Consider the following 19,845-nt stretch of genomic DNA (forward strand, 5'->3'; position numbering starts at 1 on the left):
GAGCAGACGGCGGCGGCGGCCATCGTCAGGCCGAACTCCTGGGTGTACCGCCCCTGAAAGATCATGATGCCGATCGGGAGCGTCCGGAGGTTGATGTCGTTCGTGATGATCAGCGGCCACGCGAAGTCGTTCCACGAGCCGATGAAGCTGAAGATCGCAAGCGCGGCGAGCGCGGGCTTCGCAAGCGGGAGGATGACCTTCCAGTAGATCGTGATCGGGGTCGCGCCGTCCATGAACGCGGCCTCCTCGAGCTCGACCGGTATCTGCATGAAGAACTGCCTTAACAGGAAGACCCCGAACCCGCCCGCGAGCCCGGGAACGATCAGCCCGTAGTAGCTGTTGAACCATCCGAGTTTCTGCACGATCAGGAACACGGGGATCAGGGTGATCTGGGCCGGGATGATCATCGTGGCGACGACGACCATGAACCCGGCCTCCCGACCCTTGAAGTCCAGCCGCGCGAATGCGTAGGCCGCGCTGCTTGCGATCAGGAGCACGAGCCCCGTGTGCGCGAACGAGATGAACAGGCTGTTGAAGAGCCACCGGACAACCGGGAAGTCCTTCGCCTGGGTGAAAAGCCCGACGAAGTTCTCGGCGGTCGCGGGGCGGGGGATCCACTGAGGCACTGCGCTCAGGACGGCGGACTCGTGTTTGAGCGACGTGGAGAGCATCCACACGATCGGCGCGAGCATGACCACCGCCCCGCCCGCCATTATCAGTTGCGCGACGAGCCCTTTGACTGCGACACGTTTTTTGTGTCTACTTCCCATGTTGAACCCCGGGCGGGAAATTCGAAATTCGAAACTCGAAGCACGAAACAATAAGGCAAATGGGAAAAGGGCAAATCGGAAAACGATTGGGACGAACCTCCGTTTGCCTTTTCGGTATTCAGTCATTCGGATTTGTTTCGAATTTCGTGCTTCGTGCTTCGAATTTGCCTTCCTCTACATCCTCTTGAATGAGAGCAGCTTGAACTGCAGGATCGTGAACACCAGCACCGCCGCGAATAGCACGTATCCCACCGCCGCCGCGTATCCGAGCTGGTAGAGCCCGAAGCCCTGCTGGTACATGTACAGGATCACCGTGAGCGTCGAGTAGTACGGGCCGCCGCCGGTGAGGATATACGTCTGCCCGAAAACCTGCGACGACCCGATCACCGACATCACCAGGCAGAAGAGCATGGTCGGGCGGATCAGCGGAATGGTGACGCTCCAGAACCTCTGCATTGGTGTCGCGCCGTCTATCTCCGCCGCCTCGAGGAGTTCCTTCGGTACGTTCTTCAGGCCGGCGAGGTAGATCAGCATGTTCCCGCCGGCTCCCCACCATACTGAGAGCAGCGCGATCGCAGGCATCGCGGTAGAAGTGCTACGGAGCCATCCGACCTCCCAGTTGCCGGAGAAGATGCTCGGGGCGAGTGAGTGGAAGAACGCACCGGTCTGGTTCAGGTAGTAGTTCAGCAGCCCGAAGTCAGAGCTGTAGAGCCACCGCCAGAGGATCGCCGTCACCGAGACCGACGTCAGCACGGGCAGGTAGTAGGCGACCTTGTAGAGCGTCGTGCCCCGGTAGTTCTGGTTCAGCCCGACCGCCATCAGCAGGGAGAGCGCATTCCCGACGGGAACGACCATGATCACGAAGTACGCCGTGCGCATGAAGGCGGTTCGGAACAGATCGTCCTTGAGCACGGCGGAGTAGTTGGCGAAACCGATGAACTCCGGCCTCGGAGCGAGTATGTACCACTTGTGCAGGCTGATGAAGAAGCCGTAGATGACCGGCGTCACGACAAAGATCGTGAACAGTGTTGCGTACGGCAGCAGGAACATGGCCGCGTATTTGTTTCTGTTCCAGAGCTTCATGCTTTCTCCAACCCGCGATGAGTCTGGTTGGCTTCTCGTTATGCCACCAGAGCGGCTACTCGAGGAGATCGGTTGTTCTGTGCCGCAACTAGTATCCGACAGCTTCGAGTAGCGTAGCATATCGAGAAGCGTCCTTGTCGCACAACTGGTCGCCGACTGAAGACGCCACCACGGTGCGCTCACTGCCTCTCGAGCACGTTGTCTATGCGCCTTGCGGCTTCCGACAGCGCCTCGTCCGTCGGCTTGATCCTGTTCAGTATCGCCTCGACCGACGCATCGCAGAACGGGAGCACCTGGTTGATGGCCGTCGACTGCGGGAGATACACGACATACGGAAGCTTCTTGCTGAACTCGTACTGCACCGACATCCGCCTGAACTCCGGTGTGACGAGGATGCTCTTCCTCACCGGCACCTGTCCTCCCTCTGCCCAGTCGAGCGAGTGGTCCGAGAGATACTTCATGAACTCCCAGCCCGCCTTTCGCTGATCGGGCGAGATCTTCGCAGGCATCGCGAGGAGGTGCGAGCCGCCCCATACCGCCTTGACCGGCCCGAACTGCGGGCAGGGAGCGCCTGCGAAGTGGAGGCCTTCTTGCTCCTCGACGCTCGAGAGCATGTAGATTCCCTCGATCGCCATCGCCACCTTGCCGGTGCGGAATCCGATCCAGGCATCCTGGCCCTCCGGCGCGGGGCAGATCTTGTCCTTGTATATCAGATCGGTCATAGTGCGGAAGGCCGCTTTCGCATTGTCGCTCGTGAGATCGGAATGCTTTGTGTCCTTCGTCATCCAGCCGGAGTCGTACTGCGCGAGGAATGTGTGGGCGTTCGTCCGCAGCCACGTGTAGGCGAATCCCCACTGCTCGGGCTTCCCGTCGCCGTTCTCGTCGATCGTCAGTTTCTTCCCGGCCTCGATGAACTCCGTGAGGCTGGCCGGCGGCTTCCTGATGCCCGCCTTCCGGAAAAGCTCGGTGTTGTAGTAAAGTCCCTGCGGATGGCAGTCGAGCGGGAGGGCGTACTGCCTATCCTTCCAGCGAGCGGCTGCCCAGGGTCGCTCCATGAAATCCTTCGGGTCTACGCTGCCGTTCGCGATGAGATCATCAACGCAGCTTATCGCATTCGAGTCCGCGTACTCCGGCAGGCGATCGGTATGGAGGATGAACACGTCCGGCGCCCCGCCGTACGCGAGTCCGAGCGTGACTTTGTCGTAGTAGGTGTTCCAGGGGATGATCTGCATGCGGACCTGGATGTCCTTGTGCTCGGCGTTGAACCGCGTGACGATCTTCTCCATCGTCTTGCCGTCGGGGCCGGTGAACCCGTTCCAGAACTCGAGGGTGATGACGCCGCCGGTGTTGGTCTGCTGGCGGTGAGTGCATCCGGCGATCAGGACGAGCATAGTCAGAGCGAGTAGTTGCGGTCTGCGCGTAGGCACGGTAAGATACGGTATCGCAAACGAGATGAGAATGTCAATGCTGTTTGCCTGTTCCCTCAACCGGGTAAGAGAGAGTATAATGAGCAACGTGCCATGACACAAGGAGGTGCTCTATGCGAGTGATACTGGCTGTCTCGGCTATCGTTCTCGTCGCCGGATTCCTGATTCTCTTACAGGGCGGGATCTCGGTCGCAAACGGGCAGATGTATGCGAACGGCCTGCTCCCCGCCGTTCCCATTCCCGCCGACAATCCGATGACCGACGCGAAGATCCGGCTCGGGGAGCAACTGTACTTCGACGGCCGGCTCTCTTCAGACGGGACCATCAGTTGCGCGAGCTGCCACGACCCGAAGAAGGCGTGGGCGGACTCAGGTCCCGTGTCTGAGGGAGTCGCCCATCAGAAAGGCACGCGGAACTCCCCGTCCATCATTGATTCGGCCTACATCATCCCTCAGTTCTGGGATGGGCGCGCGGTGCATCTGGAGAAGCAGGCGGTCGGCCCGGTTCAGAATCCCGTCGAGATGGATTTGACCGAGGAAGAGTTCGACTATCGCCTGAGCCACATTCCGGGCTACGTTGCTCAGTTCCGAGAGGTATTCGGCGCCGCGCCGAACATCGAACTGATGGCCAAAGCTATCGCCGCGTTCGAGCGCACCATCGTCACCGGTGACTCGCCGTACGACATGTACCTCAAAGGCGATCGGGCGGCCATGAGCAAGTCCGCCGTGCGCGGGATGCATATATTCAACGGCAAGGGTCACTGCAACGTCTGCCACAGCGGGCCCGCGTTCAGCGACTCGAGCTTTCACAATCTCGGGGCGGGCTATTCGGGCGGCAAGTACAAGGATGTCGGCCGCTACGAAGTCACGAAGAACCCCAGGGACATGGGCGCGTTTCTGACCCAGCGGCTGAGAAACGTGGCGCTGACCCCGCCTTACATGCACGACGGCTCCGAGCCGACCCTGGAGGCCGTCGTCGAGTTCTACAACCGTGGCGGCGTTCCGAACCCGAACCTCGATCACACAATGGTCCCGCTCAATCTATCGAAGAGCGAGAAGAAGGACCTGGTCGCATTCATGGAAGCGCTGACAGGGCCGTTCCCGATCACGGAGCCGCCCGCCCTGCCGGACCCGGAGATCACCGCTCAGGATCTCAGCCGCATGATGAAGGAGGGAGTCCGATGAACAGACTGCGCTGGTTTGTGATTGTCGCGATGACGGGATCGATCATCGCGCTCTGCCAGAGTCCGTCGGGCGCGATGCCGGCGTTGGCGAGGAAATACGGCTTCAACTGCGGGATGTGTCACGTTGCGTGGCCCCGCCTGAACGATTTCGGTCAGAAGTACCGTGCTAACGGCTACCGGATTCCGGGACAGGAGAACATCGAGCAGACGATACTCGATGTTCCCGGCGCCCCGCTGGCGTTTCGGACTCAGGCCGGCTACACGAGCGACAGCTTCTCGCCCGGCACTGCCGGTGATAAGGTCAACCAATTCCAGCTCAACGGCCTCGACATACTGGGCGCGGGTCTGCTCGGCGAGAACGCAGGCTTCTTCCTGGGATACCTGCCCCGGATAGATGGAGGCAGCGGCGTGGAAGCGCAGGATGCCTCGCTGGAGCAGGCGAACGTGATCTTCAGCGGCCTCGGATCGACGTGGCTGAACGCCAGGCTGGGGAAGTTCGAGGGGCAGTACGTTCCCTTCTCCGCGCTGCGCAAGATCACAATATCGCCGTATGAGGTCTACGAGTTCGACGGATCGTCTGGGTCTCTGAACCGCTTCTCTCTGGCGAATCCGGCGACCGGGGTGGAACTGACTGGCTGGGGCCGAAGTCCGCTTCAGTACGCCTTAGGTTTCGTAAACGGTTCCAGCAGCAACGATTCGAGCGACTCCCCGGCGGACATCTATGTGCGAGGCGCCTACGTGTTTGGCCAGGGGTTCGGGCAGACCGCCGGACACCGGCTCGGCGCGCTTGCCTACTTCGGCAGGGCTGAGCCCGACGGCGGTGGTGCGAGACACAACTTCAACCGATACGGGCTCGATGCGGCCCTGAACTTCAGCGAGTACAACGTTGATATCCAGTACTTGCAGGGCAGGGACAGCAGCGGGTTCAACATCGCTGCTCCCGGGGATACCTACACATTCTCGGGCGGATTCGTGCAGTTCAACCACTTTGCTATGGAGTCGGCTCAGTTCGCGCGATTCGACTGGGTGAAAACGCCGTCCGCCGACAACCACGACGTCAGCCGGATCACGGTGGGTTGGCGGCAGCACCTCGCGCATCCGCTCATGTTGCAGATAGAGTACTCCCATCGCAAGGTGGATAACGGCGTCGGTCCGGGGTCGGACCTGACGGAGAACTTCGCGGCGGCTCGTGTAGACTGGGCATTCTGAGTCTTGGCCCACCAAGCAGGAGGCTTCGGCTCAACCCCCGACGATCTCGCCGATGTCCTCCTGCTTTCTGACCCTCAGGAGCGGGACGACCTTGCCCTGGGCGTTCTTCTCACAGGAACTGATGCCCGTGACCTTTACGAACCCTTCAGAGGGGAAGGTCAGCCCCGTGGCAGAGACCCTCAAACCCCGATGACCGGACCCGTCGTCGAGTTTCGAGCCGTCATCCAGGTAGAAGAAGCCGTAGCCCGCGAAAGTGACGCGCCCGAAAGTGGTCACCAGCAGGCCGATGTTGTTCGCCCCCAATCCGCCCGTGATCCCGGGCGTGTAGAGATTGAGGTTCGCGCCGCCGAGTATGCCGTTTCCTAGGTAGAGCGGGTCTGCGGGCATCGGCGATCCGGTCTGCACAGCTACGGCCTCATCGAGGCTTCTCTCCCCGTCCACGGTCAGCAGCCTGCCCGCGACGGTCATCCTGGATCCGAGCGGGGCGCTGGTGCCGGTGTTGATTCTGATTCCCGAACTCCGGTCGCCCTCCTGGACCCAGGACAGCGCGCCCATAGAGGCGGTGAGAACCTTGTTCGTGAGCTGCACCGCGTATCCGTCGGTGTATCCCTTGGCCTGCGAGATCGTAAGCGGCGTCTCTGCAACCGTGATGGTCGGAGAGACCGCAAGGCTTGCGTTCAGCGAGGTATCTCTCGCGTAGATCAGGAACTCACAGGTCGCCGGAATCGCCACTCCGTTCCACGTAGCCGTTCCACCTGAGTAGGTGCTCGGCGAGAGTGCAGGGCGCACCTCTGCCAGGTCGAAGTTGCCGCCTCCTCCCATTCCGCCGCAATCCCAACTCAGCTTGAGTGCGATCGTCAACTGCGATCCGGTCGGTGTCACCAGAGCGTACAGCCTCTTCCATCCGATGGTGTTGTTGGTTGCTGATACGAGGGTCGTGCACTGCCCGTCGCCGGTCGCTGCGCCGTTCTTCCATTGCAGAAACGCACTGCACGGATTGGGGCTGCCGTCGGTGTTGACCCAGACCGACAGGAAATACTTCGTCAGCGGCGATACGTTCACGACCTGGCGCAGTTCGGAGTTCTTGACCCCGCTGCCGTATCCGCACGACGTTCCCGCCCAGTGCGCTCCGTCCTTCGCCGTAGGCGCGGGGTAGTTGTTGTCTGTCGAATACGGAGGGCTGCCTTCGTTCGTCCATCCGGCCAGGCCGGACTCGAAGCTGGGATTCACCACCAGGTTGGTCGGCCTCACGAGCGCGATCGAACTCATCGCGATTGCCTTGTTGTCGGTCACGTCGGCGGCCATGGTGATCGTGCCGTTTGGCACGGCCCACGCTGGTGTCGGCGTGATATTGGCGATCGTGGGGGGAGTCAGGTCGAGTTCGGTAAGCGTATAGTTTGCGACACTCGTGCTGCCGGCCGTGACCGTGACTGCGGCGCTCGACGGAGCATATCCATATTTCGATGCTGTCACCGAGTAGGTCCCGGCGTTCACATTGCTCAGGGTATAGTCGCCGTTGGAATCCGTGGTCGCCCTGTACCCGCCGGTGTTGGTCGAGACCGTTGCCCCTGAGATCCCCGTTCCGCCGGTCGTTCGAACCCAGCCGCTGATCGTTCCGGTGGTCGGCGACGTCCAGGTGGACTTCATGTAGGCGGAGACAGCGGCGCTGTTGATGGTCTCGAAGTTCGCCCACCCGGCGGCGCCCTGCTGGAATACGAAGACCGCTAAGACGTTCGGATGGCATCCTGCTCTATATGCGGTCATCTGCGTCACGTATGCGGACTCCGACAGCTTGTTGTTGTCGAGCCATCCGCTGCGGCACAGGGCGTCATCACACTCGACGGATGGGTTGCAGACCCTGTCCGAACCGAACTCGCCTATGAACCACGGCTTGCCCCCGAGCAGAGCCGGATGCTGTCCGATCGCGATGTCTCTGTGCCTGAAGGTCAGCCAGGGCGACATGCAGTTCACGTCGAAGTCGAAATACTCGTGCGTTTCGATCGCGTCGGCGCAGCTCGCGGCATCGGCGACCTCCGGTTCATCCCAGACCGCCGAGTCCGGCCAGCCGACCCCGTATGAGCCGTATACCACCATCCCCGAGTATCCGAGAGCGCGCAGTCTGTCGCGGTAAGACCGGAACTGCGCGGACGTGTGGCGATTCGCAGCGGTGCCGTACCAGGGAAACTCGTTCCGATACCCGATCGCCTGGGGTTTCACGGCGAGGCCGGATACCTTTGCCCACACCGCGTCGGCGTACTGCGTTCCCGTCACGTTGGTGGGAAGGTCGCCGTCGTCCGTACCGATGGATGTGTCGTAGGGTCGGTAGAAGACCTGTGCGCCGCGCGCCTGGGCGGTCGCGATCTGGCCAGAAAAGATTACCTTGATCCACGGAGCGCCGTTGGCCCAGTTCTGGATCGAGCTGTTCCATTCGAGCACGTGGGGGCACAGAGGCGGGGCTGCCTGGGCCGCCTTCGGGGCAAGGAGCGCCGCCAGCAGAGCCGCCAGCCGCAGATACTGCATCGCGCTGGATCGGGATTTGCTCATCATGTCGAACCCTGCGGAAGCCCCGGACTTCATCGCGCGCCCGGGCCGGCATAGGGGATGAGGCGGGGGTTCACTCTCACTACCTGCCTAGAGAATAGCGCATAATGCTCTGTAAGTCAAGTCCGCGGCGGACCAAGTGTCGGCTGGCAAGGGGGCGGTCGAACGCGGATCGCTACGATTCCTCGCCCATCCCGAAAATGCGGGCAAGGAGGCTCGGCTTGCGCGACGACTGGAGTGACGCGCTTCCGTCCTCCTGCCATTCATCCGGATCATCCGTGATTGCGTTCAGCCTGCGGAAAAGATCCTCTACCGAGCCGTCATCGTCGTTCGTCTCGGCTGTCGGCGGGGCGTCAACTATCGTTGCGCGGACGATCGCCGGCTCGGACTCCGCCTCAGCCTCGCGAGCGTCGGAGACCTCGAGGGTTGCCACCTGCCCGATCGTCTCGGCGACGTGCCGCTCCGGAGTCCACGCATGCGTCTCCACTACCCTCGGCTCGGGGTCCGTGTCGTCGGACGGAGTCGCGTTCGATGCCGTCTCCGGCTGGTCTGACATCGACTCGAGCGGCGCGGAACCCGAAGCCGATCGGAATATCTCGTCCTGCATCTCGCCCGCCAGTTCATGCGTTCGGCGGAACAGGTCGTTCACTCGGTTGATCGTCTCGTCCCAATCCGAAGTCGCGCCTGCTTCGCCATCGCGCGGGGCAGGAAGCTCCTTCACTATGTGGGTGAACTCGGCGGACAGCGCCAGGTTTGTCTCCTGCATCTGGTGCAGTACCGAGCTCGCGCGGTGCAGCATGAAGTTCAGCTCTCTCTGGCGCTGAAGAAGCTCGGACGTGACGTGGTTCATGGTGGACTCCCGGTTTCGGAAGTCGTCCACCTGTTGCTGGAGGCGCTTGCTCCGCTCGGCCAGAACGGCCTTGTGTTTCAGCGCCCTCAGAAGCTTCTCTTTGAGGGTTTCGGGACCGGTGTTTTCTGACACGATGAGTCATCCTTCGCCTGGAATGCTGGTACTTCTACCAGCATTATCGGCGGTTTCCGTCGCATCACGCAGGCTCAATCCAGAGTTTATCACCATTCCAGCCGGAAGTAAACCGTTGAGCGTCCTCGTTGCCCTTCGGAAGGAATCCTTGTCATGGGGCGCAAACGTAGAGAAAGGCGCGGGTGGCCCGGTTCATCCCGTGCACGAGAATAGCAGGAGGGGCGACCATGCGAAACGTCTTCAGGATGTTGGTGATAGCGCTGTTGGTGGCGTGCGCCGCCGGATGCGGCAAGCAGTCTGGCGCGAAGTCGGACAGGATCACGATCGCGGTCATTCCGAAAGGCACGATGCACGAGTTCTGGAAGAGCGTCCACGCCGGTGCTGTGAAAGCTTCGAGAGAACTCGGCGTTGACGTAATCTGGAAGGGTCCCACAAAGGAGGACGACCGCGACGCTCAGATAGCCGTGGTCGAGGACTTCATCACCCGGGGCGTGTCCGGCATCGCGCTCGCCCCGCTCGATGACGCGGCTCTGCGCGCACCGGTCGCCAACGCCGCTAACAGCGGCATTCCGGTCGTGATCTTCGACTCCGGGCTTCAGGGCGGCGACTTCGTCAGTTTCGTGGCCACCGACAACTACAAGGGCGGGCGTATTGCGGGCGGCCACATGGCCTCGATTCTCGACGGTAAGGGTCGGGTGATGATGCTCAGGTACAGCGAGGGCTCTGAGAGCACGATGCAGCGCGAGAAGGGCTTCATGGACGCGATCGCCGAGCATCCGGGTATCAAGGTCGTCAGTTCCAACCAGTACGGAGGCGTCACCCCGGAGAGCGCCTACAAGGCAGGCGAAAACCTGCTCTCCCGCTTCAAGAAGGACGGCGTCCTTGGCGTTGACGGTATCTTCTGCCCGAACGAGTCCACCACCTTCGGCATGCTCCGCGCGCTTCAGGACGGCGGGTACGCGGGAAAGGTGAAGTACGTCGGATTCGACGGTTCCAAGCAGCTGATTGACGGCATGAAGCGCGGCCATATCCATGGACTCGTGCTGCAGAACCCGATGCGCATGGGTTACATGGCGGTGAAGACGATGACTGAGCACTTGCAGGGGAAGCAGGTCCCGGCCAAGGTGGATACCGGCGCGAAGCTGGTCACGCCCGGCAACATGAACACGCCGGAGATGCAGGAGCTCCTCCAACCCGACCTTGAGAAATGGCTGGGGGGCGAATGAAGAGCCCGACGACGAGTCCGACCGGTCCGGCGCTCGTCAACCGGCTCGGCCCGCTCCTGGGCCTGGCCGTCGTGTACGGCCTGTTCGCCGCCCTGGCCCCGGACAGCTTTACCGGGGTGCGGAACATGGAGACCATCGCCCGCCAGACAGCCGTGGTCGGGACGGCCGCCCTCGGCATGACGATGGTCATCATCGCCGGGGGCATTGATCTCTCCGTCGGCTCGATCATCGCGCTCAGCACCGTCACGATCGCCTCCTGCCTCGCGAAGGGGTGCAGCCCGCTCGTCGCCGCCTCTGCTGGAGTACTCTCAGGCTTTCTCTGTGGGCTGCTGAACGGATTCATCGTCACCCGACTCCGAGTCGTGCCGTTCATCGTCACCCTGGGCATGCTCCTCGCGGTCAGGGGCATCGCCAAGGGTTTCGCTCACGAGCAGAAGGTTGACGCCCCGTGGACCGCGCTGAACGGCCTTCTCGCCTCGCTCCCTCCCGACCAGCGCTGGGTGTTCGTCCCGCCGGGCGTCTGGATCATGCTTGTCCTCGCCGTCGCGGTCGCGGTCATGCTCAAATATACGCGATTCGGGCGGTACGTCCTCGCCATCGGATCGAGCGAGCAGACCTCCAGACTCTCCGGGATTGACGTGCAGCGGATGAAGCTGATGGTATATGCCGGCAGCGCCGCCTTCGCGGGACTGGCCGGGGTGATGCAGTTCTCCAGACTGACCGTCGGCGATCCGACCGCCGCCTCCGGACTCGAGCTCGACGTGATCGCAGCGGTTGTCATCGGCGGCGGGAGTCTCTCCGGCGGCGAGGGGTCCATCTTTGGCTCGCTGATCGGCGCTCTTATCATGACCGTGATCCGCTCCGGGTGCGCCCAGATGGGTCTGGCAAACTGGGTGCAGGAGATCATTACCGGCGGTATCATCGTGGCCGCCGTCGCGCTCGACCGCCTGCGCCACCGCCGCGCGTAGCTTGACATTGCTGAACGCCGGCAGGTATTTTAGCTCGTAAGTGACTACCGCCATTCCACTCTGTGATTCCGGAGGCCCGTCATGCGCTGCCTTGTCCTGATCGTTCTATGTGCCGCTCTGATCACTCCGTCGGCTGCTTCCGCCCTCGTGCCGACGATCGCAAACCCCGGCTTCGAGGAAGTCGTTCCCGGTAACGACTCGCCCGGTTGGGGATGGTACACTCGCGCCGCCGCGAGCTATCATTCGAGTGCCACAGATCCCCATTCGGGAAATCGGTGCCTCGTGTTCGTAAACGACAGCAGCCTCGCACCGGAGGTCTACGCCCGCCTGTACCAGGGAGTCGGCATCCTGCCCGGCATCGAGTACGAGCTCAGCGTCTGGGTTCGGGGTGAGGGGGTGGCAACCGGCACTCACTTCACCGACTGGTCAAGCTACCAGTTGAACATTCCGGACGGGACCTACGATTGGAAGAGAGTCTCTACCCGCTTCAGGGCCGGCGAGGGACAGACGGGCGTGAATATCGGAATAAACATCGTCAACGTGTGCAAGGAACTGGCGATTGACGACATATCCCTGCGTCCGGTCGGTACGCCGCTGCGCGGCGGAGGATTCGAGGGATCGGTCATCATTCCCGGCCAGGTGCAGGGCGACGACGCGGCCGCGCTCCTCGCCGTTTCCGTCGAAGCCGCTCCGCAGGGCTCGACTCTGGAAGCAACGGTACTCACGGGCGACCAGGTTCTCTTCAGAGGGTCGGAGTCGGTCAAGCCCGGTTCAACTGCCGTCGAGTGGAAGTGGAACACCGGCGCCGCTGCGGTTCGCAACCTCGACTGCAGGGTCCGCGTGCTCGATAGTGAGGGTCTGGAGATCGCTTCGGCCTCCCGAACGATAGAGAAACTCAGCACGAGAGTGATCAGCGCCGACCTCGATGCAGTCGAGAGGAAGTTCGCGCGGTTCCTGTCGCTCTATGCGAGCTGCCGCGCCCACGGCATACCTCTGGATTACCCGACTGTCACGAGAACGCTCGTCGAGCAGTTCATCCCGCTCACCCGCAGGGACCTCACCAAAGGCGAGGAGCGGCGGGCCGACTTCGCGGTGAAGGACCTCAGCCGTTCTCTGGACGGCGCGATGGCCGAGATGCGTGCCTGCCTCGACGATCCGAAGGTCGCCCCGATTGCCCGGCGCTACCGGACGAGCCGAATGGATATCGAGGGCATCAGTTTTGTCGCCGACCGCCGGGACGTCAAGGGCAAGAAGGATCGCGGCCCGGTCTTCTTCTGTGGCTACGGGCATTTCAGTCAGGTCCGGAAGGACATACCGCGATTCCCAGGCTACGGAGTCAACATCATCCAGATCGAGGTCGGGCCGGCCATCACTCTCCCGACCGCCGACGAGGTATCCTTGAAGGCCGCCAGGGATGTCGCCGCGGTGCTCGACAATGCGGCGAAGCACAACGTCAAGGTCAACGTGCTCCTCTCGCCGCACTACTTCCCCACGTGGGCGATGGAGAAGTGGCCGAAACTCGGCGCGGGCGGCGGCGGCTTTCTCGGTTTCTGCGTGGATGAGCCCGAGGCCAAACAGGTGATCGAGAAGTTCTTGCGGGCGGTGATCCCGATCATCGGTGGAAAGCCCGCGCTGCACAGCTTCTGCCTGTCCAACGAGTCTATGTTCGACAGGGGACAGGGCTGCGAGATCACCAAGCAGATGTGGCCGAGGTATCTGCAGAAGGTTCACGGCGATGTGGCAACGATGAACAAGCTTTACGGGACGGGCCACTCCGACTTCGCGGCAGTGCCGATCCCCGGCAACGGAGACTTCGGCGCTCCCCAGTTCTACGACTACTGTATCTTCAACCAGGACCGGTTCGCCGGGTGGCATCAGTGGATGGCCGACGTCATCCACGAGATGGCGCCGGGCGTCCCGATTCACGCCAAGGTGATGGCGTGGACCCTCCTCCAGCGCCACAACGTCGCATGGGGAATCGATGCCGAAAAGTTCTCGGATTTCTCGCAGATCAACGGCAACGACTGCATCATCTGGGGCCGCGAGGGCGGTGGCTGGGCGCTCGGCTGGCACGGTCAGAACATGATGTATGACCTCCAGCGCTCCGTAGGCCGCAAGCCGATCTTCAACTCCGAGAACCATCTGACGCTCGACGGTTCGACCTACTACCTCCCCGGCGAGCACTTCCGCACCGCCCTTTGGCAGGGCGCTATACACGGCCAGGGAGCGACGACCATCTGGGTCTGGGATCGCGCTGCCGACAGGGACGATCCCGCCTACGTCTGGTCGGCGCCATTCTACGGAAACGTCATGGACCGCCCGGGATGCGCCGAAGCGGTCGGGCGCACATGCCTCGACCTCAACCGGTTCGCGGACGAGGTTACCGCCCTCCAGAACGCGAAGTCGCCGGTCGCGATCGTTTTCTCGATGGCGTCGCTGATCCACAGCCCCAGGTATCCCGACGCGGCCGGCCGTGCGTACACGGCCCTCAACTTCTGCGGCGTCAATGTGGATTTCATCTCGGAGAGGCAGCTTGCCGCGGGGAAGGGCAAGGACTACAGCATGATCGTCCTCCCCGAGGTGACGCATCTTCCCCGGGCGGCGTTCGATGCTTTGGCCAGAGTCGGCATTGACACGCGCCTGGTGGTCATCGGTGAGGGGCCGCAGAAGGACCCCTACGGCAGCGCTCTTGACCAGGCCGCGGTCAGGTTCGTGAGGGACAGCTATCCCCTGCCGGCCGATGCTGACTCCGAGAAGCAGATGTGGCCGTTCTTCATAGACCTCCTCGAAGCCGCCCATGCTCTACCCGAGGTCCGCGTAGTCGATGCGAAGACCGGCGAACCCGTGTGGGGCGTCGAATGGCTCGCGGCTAAGGTCGGCGACCGCCAGTTGGTCAACGTCGTTGATCTGCTGAGCAGGCCGGTCAACGTGAAGTTGATATCGCGCAGGAACGTGATCTACGAGAGACTGACCGCGGAGGATCCCGTCCTCGAGGCTGCCGATCTCCTCAGCCTAGGCGGAAAGTCCAAGGTAGAGACTCTCCTCCCGATGGTGCCGGTTCTCGCCCAGATCGCGCAGTAACCAAGGGAGCAACCAATGAATCCGATCACACGTCGTGAGTTCATGAGTCGGGGGGCGGCCGCTGCCGGAGTCCTGGCAGCCGGTCTATCCCTGGGTGACGACGCATCCTGCGCAGGAGAGCGGCCGAACATCCTGTTCATCCTGACCGACGACCAGCGCTACGACTCGATGGGATTCATGGGACACCCGTCGTGGCTCAAGACCCCGAACCTCGACCGAATCGCCCGCGAGGGAGCACACGTCCGAAACGCCTTCGTCACGACCGCGCTCTGCTCACCGAGCCGGGCCTGCTTCATGACCGGCTGCTATGCCCACAAGCACGGCGTTGTCACGAATGAGGGCATGGACCCCGATCCCTCGTGCCCGACCTTCGCCCAGGTCCTGCAGAAGGCCGGATACGAGACGGCGTACGTCGGCAAGTGGCATCAGGCTCCGACATCGGACCCCCGCCCGGGATTCGACTACTGGCTCAGCTCCAAGGCACAGGGCGTCTATGAAGACCCCAAGCTGAACGAGAACGGCCACGAGCTCCAGGCCAAGGGGTATGTGACGGACATCCTCACCGACTACGCGGTCAAGTTCCTGGAGAGGAAGCGAGACAAGCCGTTCTGCATGGTGCTTGCCCACAAGGCGGTCCACGAGCCCTTCACCCCCGCCGAGCGGCACAAAGATGCCTTCGCCGACACCTCCATCCCCGAGCCTGCCAGCTTCAAGGATGACTTCGCCGACAAACCCGCGTGGATGCGTCGTGCCTTCACCTACGGCATGCAGCGCAGGCAGTGGGCCAACAGCGAGGGCGAGCCCATCCCCGACAAGCTCGCTCGCAAGAACTGGGACGGCAAGCGGATGCTGGACTACTACCGCGCCATCCTCGCCGTTGACGACAGCGTCGGCAGGGTGCTGGCCACCCTGGAGAAGGCCGGCCAGCTCGACAACACGGTCATCGTCTTCGCCGGCGACAATGGGTACTTCATCGGCGAGCATGGACTCGGCGACAAGCGGCTGATGTACGAAGAGTCCATCCGCATCCCGATGCTCGTGCGCTACCCGAAGCTCGTGAAGGCCGGGAGCAAGGTCGCCGGCACGGTGCTGAACATCGACCTCGCGCCGACCCTCCTCGAACTCGCGGGCGTGAAGGTCCCCGAGAGCATGCAGGGCCGCTCGATGGTCCCCGTCCTGAAGGGGAAGCCGGGCCACGACTCGTTCCTCTACGAGTACTTCCGCGAGGGCTGGGCGGCCGGACTTCCGCTCATGCTCGGGGTCCGCACCGACCAGTGGAAGTACATCTGCTATCCCGATATGAACGACATTGACGAGCTCTACGACCTGAAGAAGGATGCCATCGAGATGCATAACCTCGCTCAGGATCCTATGCGCGCCGCCAGGGTCAGGAAGATGAAGGACGAGTTGGCTCGTCTCAAGGCGGCCACCGGCTACCCTGAGGGCGTCCAGCTCGGATCGCCTCCGGTCGTCAGGGAGAAGGTCGAGCGCGTGAAGGGCAAGGTGCTGAGCTACGACTTCAGCAAGGGCGATGCGAAGGACCTCTCCGGCCAGGGGAACGATGGCACCATCCACGGCGGCAAGTTCGTGGAGGACGGCGGCAAGAAGGTCCTGCGGCTGGAGAAGGGCGACTTCATCGACGTCCCGTCCTCGCCCACGCTCGATTCGGGGCTGATCAACTGGTACGTCTCGGTCAAGGCAAAGCCCGAGTCGCCGAACGGCGTCCTATTCGTCCAAGGCGGAGAGAGCAACGGGTACGCGCTCTACCTCAAGGACAGCCACCTCATCCTGGCGATCCGCAGAGAGGGCAAGCTGTCTGAGTTCAAGTCGATCTATCCTGTCGGCATCAATGAATGGTCGCGCTTCACCGTCAACATCCTGGACAAGTACGCCGTTATCGGCGTCGATGCGAAGCCTGTCTCGACGTTCGACGAGGGCGAAGTCGGCTGGCTCACGGCGAATCCCGTCGAGGGTCTGCAGATCGGGAGGGACAACGGCTCGCTCGTAGGCAGCTACAAGGAGCCCACGCCGTTCGTCGGCCTGATCGAACGCGTCGACGTCTACGCCGGCAAGATGACCGCGGAGTAGAATCGCGAATGGCGCGAAGGGGCCCGAAGGCCGCCAAAGGGAAGGGCAAGGAACGCAGCGTGTAGACAGCGAACCCTTCGATGGAATGCGAGGGGTCTTCTTTCGTGCCCTTCGTCCCTCCTTCGCGTGCTTCGCGATTCAACGGACGCGCACACAGGCAGTAGGAGAAACTATGAGAGCGGTGATTCCAATGATGATCGCAATATCCACCATATCCGGCGCGATGGCCGCCGACATCTCCGAGCCGCCGAAGCAGTTCACCGGCATGCTCCAGAACGGCAAGCCGTTCGTCTCGACCATGTACTACGAGCGCTACTACGACTACCCGTCCGAGTACCCTCTCATGGACCGCGACCTCGAGGACATCGCCGCCCGTGGATGGACCGTCGCCTACACCGACTATACGCACCTCTCCCTCGGTGAGATGTGGGACCGCTACTTCGACTCCGCCGCCCGCCTCGGCCTCATGGTGATGCCCGATCAGTGGAACGCCAACTACCACGCCGGCGGACCGTTCGCCCAGCGCCACGAGCCGCCGATCACCGAGAAGGGCGCGCCTCCGACCAGCTTCTGCCCGGGATGCTACGCCCGGTGGGGCGATCCCGAGTGGGCCGCCGCGATGGTTGATTACCAGGCGCAGATGATCTCCCGCTACATCGACCATCCCGCCTGGCCGCGAATCCTCGGCCCCGACGGCAAGCATCACCCGCTCATGCTGGTGATCTACGAGACCGGCATGGCCGACTACAACGGCGACTGGCTGGAGTACTCCGCCGACACGAAGGCGAAGTGGATCGAGTACCAGAAGCAGCACGTCGGCAAGATCCTCGCCGAGGAGCCGCCGAAGTCGACCGACACCGACAAACAAGATGTGCTCCTGCTCTGGGGCGAGTTCCGCGCGCAGTACATCGCGGACGGCTGGGGGCAAGTCGCTCGCGGGCTCAAGGCGAAGTTTCCCGGCCTCTACGCGATGGTCGCCTTCCGCCAGCACGGGCTCCTCGAAGGCAGCAAGAGCGGGGTCAACGCGGGTGGCATCGGTCGGAGAGCGATCCGCCCCGAACTGTGGAAGGACTTCGATGTCATCGCCGACGAGCATGACGGTGACGACGGAATCGAGTTCCTTCTCGCCGACGCGGATCTGATGAAGTCGGCCTCCGTCGGGCGGATCGGCGCGTTGATCTACTACCTCGACTCCGGCTACAAGGCATGGACCGCCCGCCCGGTCGAGTTCCACCGCCCGTGGACGCAGGGCGAGATGCTCGGCAGCATGTCCGCGCGCGGGCTGCTCCCCCTCCACTATGGCTACAACGAGCGCGACGACCGCGCGGGGATCGCCGCCACCGGTCGGCGCGAGAAGGACGCCCCGCTCTGGCAGAAGAAGGCCTGCGAGGACGCCGCCGTGGGTAACAAGGTCTTCCTGGACGTCGCCCCGTACCTTTACGCCGCCAAGCCTGCGCCCGCCCGATCCGCCATCGTGATGCCCTACGAGGCGTACGTGATGCGCAATGCCGACGAGGTGCCGGTAGACCGCCGCCTGGTGCGGATCTGGCAGGTGTTCCACGATGCGGACGTGCCGGTTGAATGGGCGTTCACCAGTTCGACGAATATCGGCCCGTACAAGCTGCTCGTCGTCCCGGATGCGCCTTATTCGGACGCGTACCGGAAGACGCTCGCGGACACCGAGAAGGGTGGGGCGAAGGTGATCAAGCTGAGCCTCGACGGCGGTGAGGACTCCGGCCTCGGAGAGCTGAAGTCGGCGCTCAGGCGGATGTCGTCCGCCCTCCGCGCGTCCCGGCTGCCGGTCGAGCCGGGCCTTGAGACCGCGCTCCTCATCGGCAATGGATACGAGGTGGATGTCGCCGTCAACCACTGGGATTCCCCGGCTGCCGTTCCCGTGACGGGCGCGGGAGTTGCGTATCCGGCAGAACGCCTCAGTTCAGGGAGGTTGGTCCTCCCACCGCACAGCACCGTCTGGTTTGTCCGCGCGAAGTAGCACCGCCTACTCCCTCCCCGCAGCCGGGAGGGTGGGGGAGGGACTCATGGAGACACCCGCTACCCGGTATTCTTACCGGTAGACCTCAGCCCGTCGAGTGTGGTACACTTAACTATAGGTGCTGAGGAATCAGCAACCAACGGGAGCCCGGTGCCTCACGGGTAGTTCCGCTCGTGGAGGGTAAACACCGGATGCACAGCAGATTCGTCTTGACGGTGCTCGTCGTAGCACTGATTGCCTTGGTTATCTCCGTCGGGTTCGCCGATTGGGATACGAATAGCGACGCCTGGGTGGCGACCGATGCGCTCGGCCGAGAGCTCCCCGGCTATGCGGAGTGCGGCCCCGTGCGAGAGGGCAGGTACGTCGGCATCTTCTACTTCCTGTGGCTCGGCCAGCACGGCACCGGCGGGCCCTACGATATCACGAAGCTCCTCGCCGCCAACCCGACGGATCCCGCCTGGGGTCCGGTCGGCAAGTTCCATCACTGGGGCGAGTCCGAGCTTGGATACTACCTCTCGTACGATACCTGGGTGATTCGCAAGCACTGCCAGATGTTCGCCGATGCGGGCATCGACACGCTTATCTTCGACGTGACGAACGGCTATCCGTACACGTACAACTACATGGGGCTGCTGAGCGTCTATCAGGACATCGGCGATCACGGCGGCAAGACCCCCCAGGTATGCTTCCTGGTCAACCCGAACGACAACTCCCTGGTCCAGACAATCTACAACGATCTGTACTCCAAGAACCTCTACCCCGACCTCTGGTTCCGATGGCTCGGCAAGCCGCTGATCCTCACCAAACCGGACGGGCTTAGCACCGCGCTCCAGGACTTCTTCACGTTCCGCAAGACGTGGGCCTGGAGCGCCGGCGCGCAGGACAACTGGACGTGGCTGGATAACTACCCGCAGGTGCCGGGATGGCACACCCCCGGGGTGTCGGAGGAGATATCGGTATCCGTCGCGGGCCATCCCAAGTATTTCCGGGGGCGAAGCTTGCAGGGTGGCATCCAGCCGCCGATCGACCAATATGCCACGACCCCCACGATGGATCAGGGCCTCACCTTCGCCGAGCAGTGGACGCGCGCCCTGGAGGTCGATCCGCAGTTCGTCTTCATCACCGGCTGGAACGAGTGGGTCGCTCAGCGGTTCGTGAGCAGCACCGGGAACGATTGGTTCCTGGGGCAGCAGCTTCCGGTCGGGGGGACGTACTTCGTAGACGCCTACTCGCAGGAGTTCAGCCGCGATATCGAGCCGATGAAGGGCGGGTACGGGGACAACTACTACTAACA

At 62.7% G+C, this 19,845-nt stretch carries 13 protein-coding genes; 8 read left to right on the plus strand and 5 right to left on the minus strand.

Annotated elements, in window-relative coordinates:
* The 3 genes from KBC96_13170 to KBC96_13180 all read right to left on the minus strand — a co-directional run.
* Positions 1-770 (minus strand): carbohydrate ABC transporter permease (locus KBC96_13170; GenBank protein MBP6965344.1); only part of this gene is annotated, 770 nt, incomplete at its 3' end.
* Positions 771-944: 174 nt separating this feature from the next.
* The gene (locus KBC96_13175; protein ID MBP6965345.1) at positions 945-1,853 is read right to left on the minus strand and encodes a sugar ABC transporter permease; all 909 of its coding nucleotides are present in this window, start codon (positions 1,851-1,853) and stop codon (positions 945-947) included.
* A 179-nt stretch (positions 1,854-2,032) separates the two neighbouring features.
* Complete coding sequence (locus tag KBC96_13180) at positions 2,033-3,367, minus strand: ABC transporter substrate-binding protein (protein MBP6965346.1); 1,335 nt, start codon at positions 3,365-3,367, stop codon at positions 2,033-2,035.
* 26 nt (positions 3,368-3,393) lie between these two features.
* On the opposite strand from KBC96_13180, the gene KBC96_13185 reads away from it, so the two are divergent.
* The gene (locus KBC96_13185; protein ID MBP6965347.1) at positions 3,394-4,464 is read left to right on the plus strand and encodes a cytochrome-c peroxidase; all 1,071 of its coding nucleotides are present in this window, start codon (positions 3,394-3,396) and stop codon (positions 4,462-4,464) included.
* Positions 4,461-5,672: a hypothetical protein gene (locus KBC96_13190; protein MBP6965348.1), complete on the plus strand. Its 1,212-nt coding sequence runs from the start codon at positions 4,461-4,463 to the stop codon at positions 5,670-5,672. The genes KBC96_13185 and KBC96_13190 overlap by 4 nt, the downstream gene beginning before the upstream one ends.
* A 30-nt stretch (positions 5,673-5,702) precedes the next feature.
* On the opposite strand, the gene KBC96_13195 is transcribed toward KBC96_13190, so the two are convergent.
* Entirely contained in the window at positions 5,703-7,319 is a 1,617-nt protein-coding gene (locus KBC96_13195) for a carboxypeptidase regulatory-like domain-containing protein (GenBank protein ID MBP6965349.1), read from the minus strand.
* A 1,069-nt stretch (positions 7,320-8,388) separates the two neighbouring features.
* The gene (locus tag KBC96_13200) at positions 8,389-9,195 is read right to left on the minus strand and encodes a hypothetical protein (GenBank protein ID MBP6965350.1); all 807 of its coding nucleotides are present in this window, start codon (positions 9,193-9,195) and stop codon (positions 8,389-8,391) included.
* Positions 9,196-9,422: 227 nt separating this feature from the next.
* On the opposite strand from KBC96_13200, the gene KBC96_13205 reads away from it, so the two are divergent.
* The 6 genes from KBC96_13205 to KBC96_13230 all read left to right on the plus strand — a co-directional run bounded on the left by KBC96_13205 (position 9,423) and on the right by KBC96_13230 (position 19,843).
* A complete protein-coding gene (locus KBC96_13205; protein MBP6965351.1) occupies positions 9,423-10,421 on the plus strand; it encodes a substrate-binding domain-containing protein in 999 nt (332 codons plus the stop codon).
* Positions 10,418-11,389, plus strand: a complete 972-nt coding sequence (locus KBC96_13210; protein ID MBP6965352.1) for an ABC transporter permease — start codon at positions 10,418-10,420, stop codon at positions 11,387-11,389. The genes KBC96_13205 and KBC96_13210 overlap by 4 nt, the downstream gene beginning before the upstream one ends.
* 81 nt (positions 11,390-11,470) lie before the next feature.
* On the plus strand, positions 11,471-14,470 hold the full coding sequence (locus KBC96_13215; GenBank protein ID MBP6965353.1) for a beta-galactosidase: 3,000 nt from the start codon (positions 11,471-11,473) through the stop codon (positions 14,468-14,470).
* A gap of 15 nt (positions 14,471-14,485) precedes the next feature.
* A complete protein-coding gene (locus KBC96_13220; GenBank protein MBP6965354.1) occupies positions 14,486-16,558 on the plus strand; it encodes a sulfatase-like hydrolase/transferase in 2,073 nt (690 codons plus the stop codon).
* Between the two features lie 172 nt (positions 16,559-16,730).
* The gene (locus KBC96_13225) at positions 16,731-18,551 is read left to right on the plus strand and encodes a hypothetical protein (GenBank protein MBP6965355.1); all 1,821 of its coding nucleotides are present in this window, start codon (positions 16,731-16,733) and stop codon (positions 18,549-18,551) included.
* A gap of 191 nt (positions 18,552-18,742) precedes the next feature.
* On the plus strand, positions 18,743-19,843 hold the full coding sequence (locus tag KBC96_13230; protein MBP6965356.1) for a hypothetical protein: 1,101 nt from the start codon (positions 18,743-18,745) through the stop codon (positions 19,841-19,843).
* Positions 19,844-19,845 lie beyond the last annotated feature (2 nt).

The organism is Armatimonadota bacterium (genome assembly GCA_017993055.1).
GTDB lineage: Bacteria > Armatimonadota > UBA5829 > DTJY01 > DTJY01 > JAGONM01.